This window comes from Ferdinandcohnia sp. SAFN-114 (assembly GCF_059415045.1).
Genome location: NZ_JBPFDQ010000027.1, coordinates 30,552 through 44,167 on the forward strand (window position 1 = coordinate 30,552; position 13,616 = coordinate 44,167).

Consider the following 13,616-nt stretch of genomic DNA (forward strand, 5'->3'; position numbering starts at 1 on the left):
CTGATATTGATAATAGTTGACAAACAAAAAATATTGTTATAAAATTATAATAGGGTAATTTGAACGCATTTATTTATATCTTTCAAAAAAAGACAGAACAATGACATCATATCATGTCGTTCTGTCTTTTTCAATGTTTTTTCAGTTATTACTCAGGTTACTCTTCATAAAGTCTAAGGTCCTTTTAATGCCTTCTTCATATGGTGTTGCTGGTAGAGGGCCGATTTCCTTCTCATATTTTGAACCATCTAATACCACTGGTTCCTCTGTTAAATACAGCATTTCTACAACTTCTCTCATTTGTTTATCCAAAATCCCTAAGAATTGAATCATTCCCTTTGTTATAGTAGAAACAGATTTTTTATAATGTAAATGACTTCCTGCAATACTAATGATCTTTTCACCAGTGATAACTCCTGCAGCAGGAATATTCCAACTTTGCCCATATGCTTTATCACATATCGCTAGCTCTACAATTGCCTTTGCCCCATCAGGAGTATAAATATATTCCCTTGCATTTTGTTGATTTCCAACGAACATTGCCTTTTTATTTTGAACCATTTTATCGAACGTGTAAGTCAACATCGCATTTACGGCGTTAGGTCCATAAAAATCTGGAAAATGCGCGATAAGTACTGGTACATTTGCTTGAAATGCTATATTACTGAGCTCCACCCTTATCTTTCCTTTTTTTGTATGAGGATTTTTAGGATGCTCTTCATTTACTTTACGAGTAATTCCGCGACCGTATGCATAAATATTATCAACGATTGCAAGCTTGCTATTTGATAATTCAGCTGCTTGAACGACATTTCTCATTAGAATTGGCTGTTTATCATACCATTCACTATACGGTATATTGATCGCATGAAAAATAACATCAATACCTTTCGCCGCATTCATAAGATCTCTCACATCAAAAACATCCCCTGTAACGATTTGTACTTTTTCACTGTTTTTAAATAGCTTCTCTAATTTTTCTTTTGAACGAGCAAAAGCAATTACTTCAATTTCTTTCTCAATCAACTCTTTAACAATCGCATATCCCATTCCACCTGATGCGCCTAATACTAATGCCTTTTTCATCCGAACCCTCTCCTTTTTATTTATTAACCATCGGTCAATAAGGTGTAAAAAATATAGGAAAGTCTTTTACACTTCCCCATTTAATATTGGTTTTAAAATAAATTCAACATGAGACTCCGCTAGTGTTTTCACATCATGATAGGATTGGTTGCTTCTACAATAATGCGTAACAAAACCATGAATCGATAAGAAAATAGACCAAATATCCTGAATGCTCGATTTTTGGTTACTTAAACTAGAGATTGCATTTGCAAACATTCCATAGCTTTCGAGTGGTTCCTGTTGAATACAGCTTTTTACCTCTTCATCATTAATTAAAAACATTAATTCATATTGGCTTTTATTTGAAAGTCCAAATTCAATATACCCTAATAAAATTTTCTTAACTTTCTCTTCTGGTGGTAAGTTCTGATTCATGATTTGCTGTAAAACACCGTTCAGCATGTCAAAGTCCTGCACAACCATTGCATAAAATAAATCAGCTTTATTTTTAAAATGATAATAAATCGCGCCATGGCTATAATTTAATTTATTTGCAATTTGACGCATTGAAACATGTTGGTAGCCTTTTTGAACAAATAATTCATGGGCAACATCCATTATTTTTTCTCGTGATAATTCCTCTTGAACCTGTTTTCTTGGTGACATTAAAAACAAATCTCCTTTATTAACCACTGTTCAATTATAAATATAGTCCAGTTTTAACCAGATGTCAATCGTTTCCATGCACATTTTTATATAATTGCAATACAATATAAAAGCGGACCCTTTTGAGAGTCCGCCTTCGATTATTCTGCTTTACTTAAAACTTGTTTTTCTTGCTGCTCTTCAGCTTCTTTTGCAGCTTTTTTCTGTTTCATATAACCAATTGCTACAACTGCAGCAACTACGATTAACTCAAAGCCATACTTCACAAAACCATTACTAAAAACTGAACCTAAGAAAGGTTCTGCAACAATCATCTTAGATGCAGTCCAGGCTAATATAGCAGCACCAATTGTAATAATGACCGGGAAACGATCAATTAATTTAATAAATAATGTACTTCCCCAAACCATAATTGGAACTGAAATTATTAGTCCTAACACAACCAGTAAGAAGTTACCGTGAGCAGCACCTGCAACCGCTAATACATTATCAAGACCCATTAGTGCATCAGCAATGATAATCGTACGAATGGCTGCCCAGAAACTGCCAACAGCTTTTATTTCATGGCCTTTGTCATCTGCTAACAGGTTATAAGCAATCCATACAAGAAGTACTCCACCTACTAATCGTAGTCCTGGAATTTCAAGGAGCCACACCACAGCTAAAGTCGCTGCAGCTCTTATGACAATGGCACCTACAGTTCCCCAAATAATTGCTTTCTTCTGTTGTTCTTTTGGTAAATTTCTTGCTGCTAAGCCGATAACAATAGCATTATCCCCCGCTAATACTAAATCAATTGCAATAATAATTAAGAGTGCGGAAAAAAATTCGGCGCTTAAGAATTCCATCAAAAATCTCCCTTCTATTTTTCTTTTATTCTATAAAATTAGGAAATGCCCTTTACTAGAATAAACTACTTGATTATTGCCATACGTTTATCATCAAGACGTTTTTCGATTTTTTCGAGTTCTTTTTTGTCTTTCAAAATCTCTTCTTTGTTCTTTTTAATTAAGTCTTCAATTGACACTGTTTCTATCTTTCTCTTAAGCATTACTCTTCTCACCTCACTACTATTTGTACTAAAAAACAAAAATGACCTTTACCTCATGAGGTAAAGGTCATAAAAATAGACCTCTACCGTAATCTGGTAAAGGTCTTGCTAACAACGTTAGTTGCCAACAAAGCCGAGAGTGGCGACACTCTGAAATGACGACTTTGCTGTAAAAGCTACTCCCCTTTAGGAGAACACTATTCACAATATTTATTATATAATTAATTTTATACAATGTTTATATTTTTGTCAACGATTATCTTATATTTTTTCCGTAAAAGATTTCATCCATTTCTGTAATCAATTTTTCAGCAATCACTAATTCCTCTTCCGGTGTTAGTTTTTCCCTTGTATTACTGAAAAATAAATAGTGTTCCAGGTCAAACTCCTTCAATTTACATTTCGTGTGAAAGATGTTTTCTTGGTACACATTCACATCAATCATGTGATACATTTCCTGTATATCTTCTGGTATATAGTTTTGTATCGAATTTATTTCATGATCAATAAATAGTTTATGTCCTGTCACATCTCTTGTGAATCCGCGAACACGATAATCAATCGTCATCACATCGGTTTCGAACGATTGGATCATATAATTTAATGCTTTTAGAGGGGATATTTCTCCACAGGTTGAAACATCGATGTCCGCCCGAAAAGTGCTAATACCTTCATCTGGATGAGATTCCGGATAGGTATGAACCGTTATATGACTTTTGTCCATTTGTGCAACGACTGATCCTGGTATTGGACCAGGAGATTCTTCAAATACATCCTTTGTTGGATCATTTACTGGTCCCTCTGATACTAAAATTGTTACGCTCGCTCCTTGGGGAACGTAATCCTGCTTTGCGACATTCAAAATATTAGCACCTATAATATCAGCAACATTACTTAGTATCTCGGTTAATCGGTCTGCGTTATAGACATCATCAATATATTCAATATATGCATCTCGTTCTTCTTGAGAACTTGTATAGCAAATATCATACATATTAAAGCTTAGCGATTTCGTAAGATTATTGAAACCATGTAAGTCTAATATCTGGTTCGAATTCATCTCCATATGTTTCATATACTTCTCCCCCTTTTATTATTTTTTCCATATTTTTATATTGGTTGATTCGTGAAAATCTATGCACATTAATGAGATTTTTCATTTTGCGCAAAAAAAAATCCGGCTAAAAAGCCGGACACTGTAACGATATGATCATTTAAAAGGGGGGTATGAAAAAGCTTATCTTTTCCATGTCTTTATCTTACGGTGTAAATATGAACAAACTATGAATAAAGAATTAAGTTTCTATTAAAGTTATAGTAAAGTTAGCTAATTATGATGATGTGAGAGATTTAATGAGATGATCTAAACAACTTTTTGGTTTCTTTCCAACAATTAGATTAATGCCATCGGTATAACCCTCTTCACGCCCACCTAATTCTTCAATTAGTTTGTTACGCCAATACTTAAGCTTATCAGTGTATTCATTGTTTATGGCTAAATTTTTACATTCATTCGGATCTTCTATTAAATCAAATAACTGCTCTTCTCCAGTTTGACTATACCAAATGTATTTTTCCTTACCATTCGTTAGGTAATGATGTGATAAAGAACCATAAGCATGCTCACCATGAATATGCGTTCTCCAATTAGTGGAAGGTTCCTCACACGCCTGTAACACACTTTTTCCGTCTACACTTTCAGGTATCTCAACACCAGCTACATCAAGAAGAGTTGGCATAATATCCCTTATTTCGACAACCTGATTTTTGGTACTATTTTGCTTTAATTTTAATTTATTCCCCGGGTCTGAAAGAATAAATGGAACTTTGGCGCTCCCCTCATAAGGGAGTGCTTTACGATAATAATTATGGTCTCCTAATAACTCCCCATGATCAGAAGCGAATACGATAACTGTATCTTGTAAAACACCATACTCAGCCATTGCATTTAGAAATCTCCCAATTTGATAATCAATATGTGTAATAAGAGCATAATAACCCGCTTGTGCCCTCTTATATCTATTCTTGGGAACATTACCTTTTAATGTGATTGGGTTATATCCCTCTCTTTGAATATCTTCTGTATCAGCCCATTCACCAACAACAGGATCAGGAAGATCCAGTTCTTTGTACATATCATAAAACACTTGCGGTGGATCAAAAGGAGGGTGTGGCCTAACAAATGACATATTCAAAAAAAATGGTTTTGTTGTGTCTCTTCTCCTCAAGAAATCAATTGACTGAGAAACCACCCAATTAGTTGGATGTAATTCTTCAGCAAGATGCCATGGCCTTGCAACTGTTGAGGCATTACAATCCAATCCTAAATCAATTAAATCTACCTGAGAGCCTGCCCGTTCTCTTAACCAGGGTAAATAGTCATCTCCAGTTAGATTAAATGACTCCGACTCAAAATTCTGATATTTAAATCGATTATAATGTAAATAGCCGTCATGCAACACAACATTGTGAAACCCACAAAGATTTCTCGCAGGATAAACATGCATCTTTCCAACACATTGTGTATGATATCCATTTTTCGCTAATTCTCCAGGAAGTGTATGTTCATATTGCCAAGGAACCCGTTCTTGATAACCAACCCTACCGGTTGAGGTTTGAGACATTCCTGTTAGCAACGAGGCTCTAGCAGGAACACAAGTCGGTGTAGCTGAGTAGGCATTTTTAAAAATTACTCCGTTTCTTGCTAGTTGATCAATATTCGGGGTATCAACAACTGGATGATTCAAAATACTTAAGCAATCGCCTCGCATTTGGTCAACCATAATCAATAGGATATTAGGTTTCATCTTTTATCCTCCAAAATAGCTTTCGTTATTACCGCTTCTATAATTACCCCTAATTCAAAAGGGTGGGTTGTTGGTATGAGTAGTTTTAAAAAAACTCATAGTTCGAATTTTTTCTATGAGTTCTTCCTGCATACTCTAAGTTAACTCAGTATAAAAACGGCATCTATCTCCAGGAATGATGGATTTACAAAATTCAACTGGTTTACCAGACAAATCATAGGCCACACGTTCTAATAGTAATGCCGGTAGACCTTCCTTAATTTTAAAATAAGCACTTTCATAATCACGAATTAAGACAGGCTCAAATGCCTCCTTTGCTTTTGTCACTCGAATATTAAATTTCTCTTCAAGCAAATCATAAAGCGAAACTTTACCAATATCCTTTAGGCATTCCATATCAGTAACTAGACTCTTAGGAATATATGATGATTCTAATATAAACGGTTTATCATTTGCACATCGAAGACGCTTTATTTCAACTACTTTTTCCGTTTTTGCTATTTGTAGAGCTTCTCTCACCTTTAGCTTAGGCTCTACAACATCAATTCCAAGGATAATATCCTTCGGATTCATTCCTTTTTCCCTTAACACTTTACTGAAGCTATAAAATCCAGTTAAAGATTGCTCTAGCTTTGGTCTTGCAATAAATGTCCCTTTCCCTTGAGTTCGATACAAAATTCCCTCCTGTACTAACTCTTCAATTGCTTTCCTTGCAGTATTTCGGCTAATATCAAATTGTTCCATCAATTGATTTTCAGAAGGAATTTTATCTCCTACCTTCCACATCCCACTATCAATTGATTCTTTTATTTTTTCTTTTAATTGATGGTAAAGGGGAATAAAACTTTCATGCTGCAAACGGTCCATTCTATTTAATCTGCCTCCTAATAATTATATATACAACTATACCTTATATTAGGATATACTAGAAAATATTTCATCTATTATTCAATACATGAAGTCATTTATCCTACGAGATACTTATTTTTTTAAGCTCCAGTAATTCTTGGCATTGACATAGATTCCTTGCCTAACTCTGCCCAAATATACTTGAATAGGAGCTTTTCCCTGAGTTCTCGATATTCTACATGTTCCCATAAATTACATAATTCATTTGGGTCTTCTAGTAAATCATATAGCTCCCCATAATAGTTATTATAATAAACCGTTAATTTGTAACGTTCATCGACATATGTTTTTAGATGTACCATAGTTGGTTGTGTTCTATACTCACATATGATGTGGTCTCTACATTTTTCCTTCATACCAAACCAGACATCGCTCTGATTTATTCCTGTCATTTGATGCGGTATAGGTATATCGGTTAAACCTAAAAAAGTAGGGGCTAAATCAACTAATGATACCATTGCATTATTTACCACCCCTTTTGGTACCTTTCCAGGGTACCGCACTATAAAAGGAATCTTTATTAGATCTTCATAATGAAAAGCACCCTTATCATGGAGACCATGATGACCAAAAAAATGACCATGATCTGATGTAAATACAACAATAGTGTTATCAGCTATTCCTAATTCATCTAACTTATCAAGTATCTTACCGATATATTTATCCATCATGCTAATCATTCCATAGTATACCGCCATATTTCTTTTGGCATCTGCCTTCGTAACGGAAGTGTGTGATTGAAATCCAATATTCCCAATACCTGTTTCAACATACCTCGAAAAGTCCGGATTTTCCTCTTGTGTCATTTGAAAATGAGGTGGATTATTCTTATGTTCACCCGGCACTACTTCAGGTAATGTCAACTTTTCCGAATTATACATGTTATCCCATGGTTCAGGAACAAGATATGGTGGGTGAGGATCAAAAAAGCTTGCCCATAAAAAGAAATTTTCGTCTTGCTCATGATATTGACTTAGTAAATGGTTAGTCCTTTCGGCAATCCATGAATTATAGTGATATTCCTCTGGTATATCCCATTTGTATGAAATGTTAGGGTCCATATTTCCTGTTGGTGGTAAATAAAAGTCTCTCCAGTTTTTACAGCCCTTTTCTTCTAACCATAGAGCATAATGCTGTCCGACATGTGCTTCATTGGTATGATTTCGAGCTAGCTCAATATGTTCAAAGCCATAAAAGGGACCGTTAAATTCTTTCCAAAAATCTAAGTCCTGCAATACGGGATAAGACTCAAAAGAAGAATATTCTTCAGTTGATTTAAGTGGTTGAAAATGAGCTTTTCCTATTAAGGCAGTTCGATAATTACTCTCCTGAAAATAATCTCCTACCGTCGGAACCTCTTCAGATAATTTTGTACCTAAAGCCCAAGCACCATGCTGACTCGGATATAATCCAGTAATCATCGATGAACGGCTAGGGGTACAAGTAGGGTTCGGGCAATAGGCGCGATTAAATACTGTTCCTTCTTTGACCAACCTATCCAGGTTCGGAGTTGTAATTTCAGTATTAAAAGCACCGATTGTATTATAATGCTGTTGGTCACTTGTAATTAGCAATATATTAGGCTTTGACACAATATCAACTCCTTTTGTAACTTAAATGATTACTATTCAGTTAAAAGCTTAGAAACAATTAACTAAGTTTTGGTTGGTCAGAGAAAGTAACCACACGATTTTTAGTTCCATGTAACTCGAACAAAATAATCTCATTTTCCCCTTCTTTTAACAGCGGTGCCGGAACATAGAGTGTTTTTTGCGGACCAATCTCCCAATACCTTCCAAGGTTGAAACCGTTAATATAAGCAACACCCTTTGTCCATCCTTCAGTATTTATAAAGGTATCTGAAACTTCATTAATATGAAGTGTTCCTTTATAAAATGCAGGAACTTCAGAATAAACTTCATAATCCGTATCAAATGTAAGGCCTGTTAAATCATTTAATGGAAGTGAATGAATTGTCCAATGATATAAAAATTGAGCACCCAATCTGACTCCCTCAGTTATCCCCTTGTAATCTTTTAATTTGGGGCCATAGTTGATCCTCCCCATATTCTCTACTAATATACTTAAAGTAGCGCCTCCATCAGGTATACTTAAGAGTATTTCGGTATCTTCATTCCAGCGCTCAATTACGCCCTTAAATTCACCATCTAAATAGATTAATGCTCTATCATGTACGTCTTGTAAGTTTAATTTTGTCTCAGGTCTAGGACCAGAAACATGAGTAGTATATAAAATAAACCCATAATCTTGTCCAATTTCTTCCATAGTTTCAGGACACGTTTTCGATATTGGGCTGGACAATTGCGGTAGCCCATCAAATAACCGTTTTTGCTGAGTTAAGTGAACTTCTTCATATGCTTTCTTTTTTATAGGTTCTGGTAAGTTAAGTGGTTCTAAGTTAACATATTTAGAGATAACCTCTCGAACCTTAAAGAATTTATCAGTTGGAGTTCCTGATTCATCGATTAGTACATCATAGTCATAACTCGTAATTGTTGGTTCGTACCCTTTCCCATGGTTTGCCCCATTAAAAAAGCCAAAGTTTGTTCCACCGTGGAACATGTAAAAGTTTACGGATGCATTCATTCCTAGCATTCTATCTAATACATCTGCAACATCATCTGCATTCCTTGTATGATGTTCCTCTCCCCAATGGTCAAACCACCCGTTCCAAAACTCCATGCACATTTTGGGGGCATTAGGTTGATATTCCTCTAATTTCGCAAATGACTCTTCAGGTCTTGAGCCAAAATTTGCCGTTTCTAATACCCCAGGAATCATACCACCTTGAAACATGAAATCAGTCGGTCCATCTGAAGTAAACAAGAGTACATCCATCCCCCTAGATACCATTCCATCACGCAGATACTCTAAATATTTGGTATCGTTTCCGTAGCTGCCATACTCGTTTTCAATTTGCATTGCAATTATAGGTCCTCCATTTGTGCAGAGTAGAGGCTTGAATTTTGGTAATAAAACATCATAATATTCATCCACTCTTTTTAAAAAGGGGGCATGATAACAGCGAAGCCTCATTCCCTGATCCTTCAACAGCCAAGAAGGCAATCCTCCAAACTCCCATTCTGCACAAATATAAGGACTTGGGCGAATTATAACGTATAATCCAATTTCAGCTGCAGTCTCTATAAATTTTACAATATCAGCCTGACCTTCAAATTGAAATTCGCCAGGCTTTGGTTCATGAAAGTTCCAAGGCACATAGGTTTCTACAGTATTAAATCCACAGGCTTTCAACTTAAGCAATCGATCCTTCCAATACTCAGGCACGACACGAAAATAATGAATAGCTCCTGAAATAATCTGAATTGGTTCCCCATTAATCATAAATTGTTCATTCTCAGTAGTTAAAACAGACATTATAACCCTCCACTCTATTTATCCAACTCTGGCGATTCAACTTAATTAAGCATCAACACTTCCATACTTCTGTCCCATGTTTGATAAGTTTTCACTAATAGATTCTTCGCTTTCTCTTCTACGCTCAATGCGTTCAAATAGTTTTAATGATAACACCATTATTAGATAAGCCGGGAGGCTCATGCTAAAGAACGGCAGTAATCCTGGAATCCAAAAAAATAATCTGGATACTATGTAAACGATTAATGCTACTAAAATTGTATGAACTGGATAAGAAATACCTATCATTAGAGAGTATGTAAAATATCGAGAGAGTTTAAGATTGTAATGAACAAAAACTGGAACAATATATATCAAAATAGTCATAAAGAGTAGACTACACAAAATCACCCCAATTAATAGGCAAATTGCTAAAATCCCTTCGGCATATTTCATAATGGATAAGTTTACGTACAATACATAACCCATTATAGAAAGCAAAAATCCTATCAGATTGGATTTCCAGAATTCATTCCGAAACGTCTTCCAAAACTCCTTAAATAAAGAAAAATTTTCTTCCCTCTTCATAACCCATTTACGAGTAGTTGCAAATAAGGCCATAGTTGCTGGCATAATGCCAACAACCAGTAAACCTACAAACGAAAAGAAAATCCATAATAACTGAAGTTGTAAAAGCTTCATGATAAATTCAGAAGTTTTATAAAATCTCCCTACTATTCCATCCATCTCCACGGCCATCTTTCCTTTCCAGCTAAAGAATAGGCAGATTAGATGTCTCCATCTTTCAACCTAACGAACTATTAAATAGTAATCGTTGATTCTTTACTTATCTCAACAACTTTACCACCCGAACGAATTGATTCTGTTGCGGCACATCCTACAGCGACACTCATTCTACCAGCGAAAGGCGTCGTTAATGGTTGCTTATTATTTAACACTAGTTCAATAAAATCCTTGCAAATTTTCGGGTCAGCCCCTCCGTGACTTCCTTGCTCTTTTTTCATATCATACGTAACATTACTGTATTCATGCCAAGAACCGGATTTACGAGTTTTAACGTAAACCTTTCCTCCGACATCATCATTCTCGACTCTACCTTTTGTACCAATAAAGGTATAATTCCTTGAATAATCTGGAGTAAAATGACACTGTAAATACGATGCTTTAATTCCGCCCTCTAGTTCCATAATTAACATATTATTATCTTCCACATCAATTTCTTTTCTGAATGCACACTGTGTTAACGTATGTAAGCTAGCCTCGGGGCAAGTATCTTTTTCAGTACATGTTGGACACGTTAAATGATTAGGCTTATCTCCCCCATAATAATCAAGCCCTCCCATTGCAGAGACTTTTTTCGTATACTTACCAGTAATCCAATGAATAACATCTAAATCATGTGAACCCTTTTGTAGTAATAGTGATGTCGTATTTTGAGATGTTCCATGCCAATCATGATAGTAATAGTATCCACCCAAGCCAACAAAGTGTCTGACCCAGACTGCCTTTAATTCACCAATTACACCAGAATCAACGATACCTTTCATTGTCTGATACATACTCATATATCGCATATTGAAGCCAACCATTAAATGTTTCCCACATTTTTTTGCAGTTTCAATTATTCGATCACAACCCTCTACTGTTATTGCTAGTGGCTTTTCGCAATAAACATGTTTTCCCGCTTCAAGAGCTGCGATAGCATGTTCTTCATGTAAGTAATCTGGAGATAAAACGACGATAGCATCAATATCGTCACGTTTGATTAGTTCTTTATAATCTGTTGTAATATATGCACTTTCATTTATTTTTTCTTGAAAAGCTTTTAACTTTTCAAATGAAATATCCGCTGCGCCAACTACTACAGATTTTCCATTTGGATTGTGAAAATACTTTGCAATTCCACTTCTAAGTCCTGCACCTATAATACCAATTCTGACTTGTTCCATTTGCATTCTCTCCCTAACTATGAGTATTGGAAATCGTATAATTCTTTGTGACATATAACCTGAAATAAAAATCTTTTTCCTCAAATTATCCAAACGTTTTCCCAATAATTAAATAAGTTTTCTTATGAATAGATTTATATAATGACATTCCCCCAATTTAAAGTCATCGGGGGAATGTACATATTATTTACTTGGGCTAACCCATTCACCTTCAATATTTGCTTCTGTCAGTAGCTGATTAACATCATTAACGACATCTGCTCCACCTTTAGCCATATACTCTTCAACAAACTTATCCCATTCGGAAATTGGTCTTTGACCTGCAACCATTTTTGTAAGTTCATTTGTCGCAAATTCATTTAATTCTGCAATTTTATCATTATAAACCTCAGAGTGAATACGTCCTACTGGGCTTAAATAAAAGTTAGATTCTAATAACATTTCAACCATAAGGGTATTAAATTCTTTTGCTTCAGGAGCCTTAGATTGGATTGCGTAATCTAACATCGATTTTTCTCCTTCAATCCAGCCACCTTGTTTTTGGTTAAAAAGTGCTTGAGGTGCATATTGGCTATAATCCTCTGTTAGTTCAGGTGCACCATCTACCATCGTATAACCTTTTCCTTCTCCACCCATTGTCCAATCAAAATATTCATTATCTGGATTTTGCTCATCTGCTGGTACATATTGGGTGATATAATCAATCATTTCTAAAATTTTCTCTACTTTTTCTGGGTTGTCTTTTAATTTAGCATTTAACATCCAAACTCTATAGTATCCACTACCCGCTACATATCCTTGTGTACCATCTGGTGCAACAAACGCAGGCATAGCTGCTATTTTTGCATCAGGATTAGATTTTTTTAATGTTGCATAATCAAAGTTAGCAGGTTGTGCACCCTTGTCTTTTCCTGGTTGTTCATACCAGATTCCAACTTTTCCTGCAGTAAAATCTTTGAAGACTTCATTATAAGGTTTTACCGCCCAGTCTTTATCAAGAGCTCCTGCATCGCTTAATTCTTTTAAAGCACTAATTTTCTCTTTACTACCTTCTGAGATTTGGCCAGGAATTAATTTCCCTTCATCATTTTTATGGTACCAGGTATTATTGCTCCAGTAGGCCCCAAATGACGGGTCATATACTAGTCCTTTTGCTAATCCAAGTCCAATCGTATCATCTTTTCCATTACCATCAGGATCTTGTGTTGCAAAAGCAATTGCTACTTCCTTCAGTTCCTCAAAATTTGTTGGCATTTCCAAACCAAGTTTATCAAGCCAGTCTTGACGAATAATTGGTTTTTTTCCACCACTTGCAGGGAAAAACAGTGGAATCGCATAAATATCCCCTTCAACTGTTACAGTATCCCATACCGATTGAGGAATCGCTTTAAGACTTTCATATTTGTCTATGTAATCATTTAATGGTAAGAAAGCACCTTGTTTAGACCACTTTACAAAGTTAACACCAGCAGTCTCATCTCCTATTACATCTGGTAAATCACCTGAAGACATTTTTACCGCAAGCTTATCTGTGTATAAATCAAAAGGAATATATTGCGGTTTGAAATCGATGTCAAATTTTTCATTAACCATTTTAATATTTTCAAAGCCTGGCTCAGGAACTGGATTTTCCCATGTACCATCAAACCAAGAGATTGTCAGTTTTCCATCTTTTTTTTCATTTGAAGAGCTTTCATTTGATGAACAAGCTGCTAGTACACCAAGGAGTAAAATAGTAGAACAACATAAAGCAATTATCCGTTTCAT

12 protein-coding genes are annotated in these 13,616 nt (G+C 35.3%); all 12 read right to left on the bottom strand.

The features are described 5' to 3' along the window. Nucleotides 1-141: 141 nt before the first annotated feature. The 12 genes from ACR65M_RS10720 to ACR65M_RS10775 all read right to left on the bottom strand — a co-directional run bounded on the left by ACR65M_RS10720 (nucleotide 142) and on the right by ACR65M_RS10775 (nucleotide 13,616). Complete coding sequence (locus tag ACR65M_RS10720) at nucleotides 142-1,110, bottom strand: SDR family NAD(P)-dependent oxidoreductase (protein ID WP_440273306.1); 969 nt, start codon at nucleotides 1,108-1,110, stop codon at nucleotides 142-144. Nucleotides 1,111-1,152: 42 nt separating this feature from the next. Further along, nucleotides 1,153-1,734: a TetR/AcrR family transcriptional regulator gene (locus tag ACR65M_RS10725; protein WP_341332599.1), complete on the bottom strand. Its 582-nt coding sequence runs from the start codon at nucleotides 1,732-1,734 to the stop codon at nucleotides 1,153-1,155. 140 nt (nucleotides 1,735-1,874) lie between these two features. Continuing rightward, the gene (locus tag ACR65M_RS10730; RefSeq protein ID WP_341332600.1) at nucleotides 1,875-2,582 is read right to left on the bottom strand and encodes a TerC family protein; all 708 of its coding nucleotides are present in this window, start codon (nucleotides 2,580-2,582) and stop codon (nucleotides 1,875-1,877) included. Between the two features lie 65 nt (nucleotides 2,583-2,647). Continuing rightward, a complete protein-coding gene (locus tag ACR65M_RS10735; protein WP_341332601.1) occupies nucleotides 2,648-2,785 on the bottom strand; it encodes an FbpB family small basic protein in 138 nt (45 codons plus the stop codon). Between the two features lie 256 nt (nucleotides 2,786-3,041). Then, nucleotides 3,042-3,851: an adenosylmethionine decarboxylase gene (gene speD / locus ACR65M_RS10740; RefSeq protein WP_341333574.1), complete on the bottom strand. Its 810-nt coding sequence runs from the start codon at nucleotides 3,849-3,851 to the stop codon at nucleotides 3,042-3,044. A gap of 265 nt (nucleotides 3,852-4,116) precedes the next feature. Then, the gene (locus tag ACR65M_RS10745; RefSeq protein WP_341332602.1) at nucleotides 4,117-5,592 is read right to left on the bottom strand and encodes an arylsulfatase; all 1,476 of its coding nucleotides are present in this window, start codon (nucleotides 5,590-5,592) and stop codon (nucleotides 4,117-4,119) included. Between the two features lie 135 nt (nucleotides 5,593-5,727). Next, nucleotides 5,728-6,459, bottom strand: a complete 732-nt coding sequence (locus ACR65M_RS10750; RefSeq protein ID WP_121449536.1) for a UTRA domain-containing protein — start codon at nucleotides 6,457-6,459, stop codon at nucleotides 5,728-5,730. 122 nt (nucleotides 6,460-6,581) lie between these two features. Further along, nucleotides 6,582-8,096: a sulfatase family protein gene (locus ACR65M_RS10755; RefSeq protein WP_341333575.1), complete on the bottom strand. Its 1,515-nt coding sequence runs from the start codon at nucleotides 8,094-8,096 to the stop codon at nucleotides 6,582-6,584. Nucleotides 8,097-8,151: 55 nt separating this feature from the next. Then, a complete protein-coding gene (locus ACR65M_RS10760; RefSeq protein WP_440273302.1) occupies nucleotides 8,152-9,900 on the bottom strand; it encodes a glycoside hydrolase family 35 protein in 1,749 nt (582 codons plus the stop codon). 45 nt (nucleotides 9,901-9,945) lie between these two features. Continuing rightward, the gene (locus ACR65M_RS10765; RefSeq protein ID WP_440273303.1) at nucleotides 9,946-10,581 is read right to left on the bottom strand and encodes a YesL family protein; all 636 of its coding nucleotides are present in this window, start codon (nucleotides 10,579-10,581) and stop codon (nucleotides 9,946-9,948) included. 119 nt (nucleotides 10,582-10,700) lie between these two features. After that, nucleotides 10,701-11,849, bottom strand: a complete 1,149-nt coding sequence (locus ACR65M_RS10770) for a Gfo/Idh/MocA family oxidoreductase (protein WP_121449540.1) — start codon at nucleotides 11,847-11,849, stop codon at nucleotides 10,701-10,703. Nucleotides 11,850-12,032: 183 nt separating this feature from the next. After that, entirely contained in the window at nucleotides 12,033-13,616 is a 1,584-nt protein-coding gene (locus ACR65M_RS10775) for a type 2 periplasmic-binding domain-containing protein (RefSeq protein ID WP_121449541.1), read from the bottom strand.

Coding starts and splice junctions, on each gene's coding strand:
- ACR65M_RS10725 (WP_341332599.1), bottom strand. CDS start 1,734: ATGTCACCAAGAAAACAGGTTCAAGAGGAATTATCACGAGAAAAAATA.
- ACR65M_RS10730 (WP_341332600.1), bottom strand. CDS start 2,582: ATGGAATTCTTAAGCGCCGAATTTTTTTCCGCACTCTTAATTATTATT.
- ACR65M_RS10735 (WP_341332601.1), bottom strand. CDS start 2,785: ATGCTTAAGAGAAAGATAGAAACAGTGTCAATTGAAGACTTAATTAAA.
- speD (WP_341333574.1), bottom strand. CDS start 3,851: ATGGAGATGAATTCGAACCAGATATTAGACTTACATGGTTTCAATAAT.
- ACR65M_RS10745 (WP_341332602.1), bottom strand. CDS start 5,592: ATGAAACCTAATATCCTATTGATTATGGTTGACCAAATGCGAGGCGAT.
- ACR65M_RS10750 (WP_121449536.1), bottom strand. CDS start 6,459: ATGGACCGTTTGCAGCATGAAAGTTTTATTCCCCTTTACCATCAATTA.
- ACR65M_RS10760 (WP_440273302.1), bottom strand. CDS start 9,900: ATGTCTGTTTTAACTACTGAGAATGAACAATTTATGATTAATGGGGAA.
- ACR65M_RS10765 (WP_440273303.1), bottom strand. CDS start 10,581: ATGAAGCTTTTACAACTTCAGTTATTATGGATTTTCTTTTCGTTTGTA.
- ACR65M_RS10770 (WP_121449540.1), bottom strand. CDS start 11,849: ATGGAACAAGTCAGAATTGGTATTATAGGTGCAGGACTTAGAAGTGGA.
- ACR65M_RS10775 (WP_121449541.1), bottom strand. CDS start 13,616: ATGAAACGGATAATTGCTTTATGTTGTTCTACTATTTTACTCCTTGGT.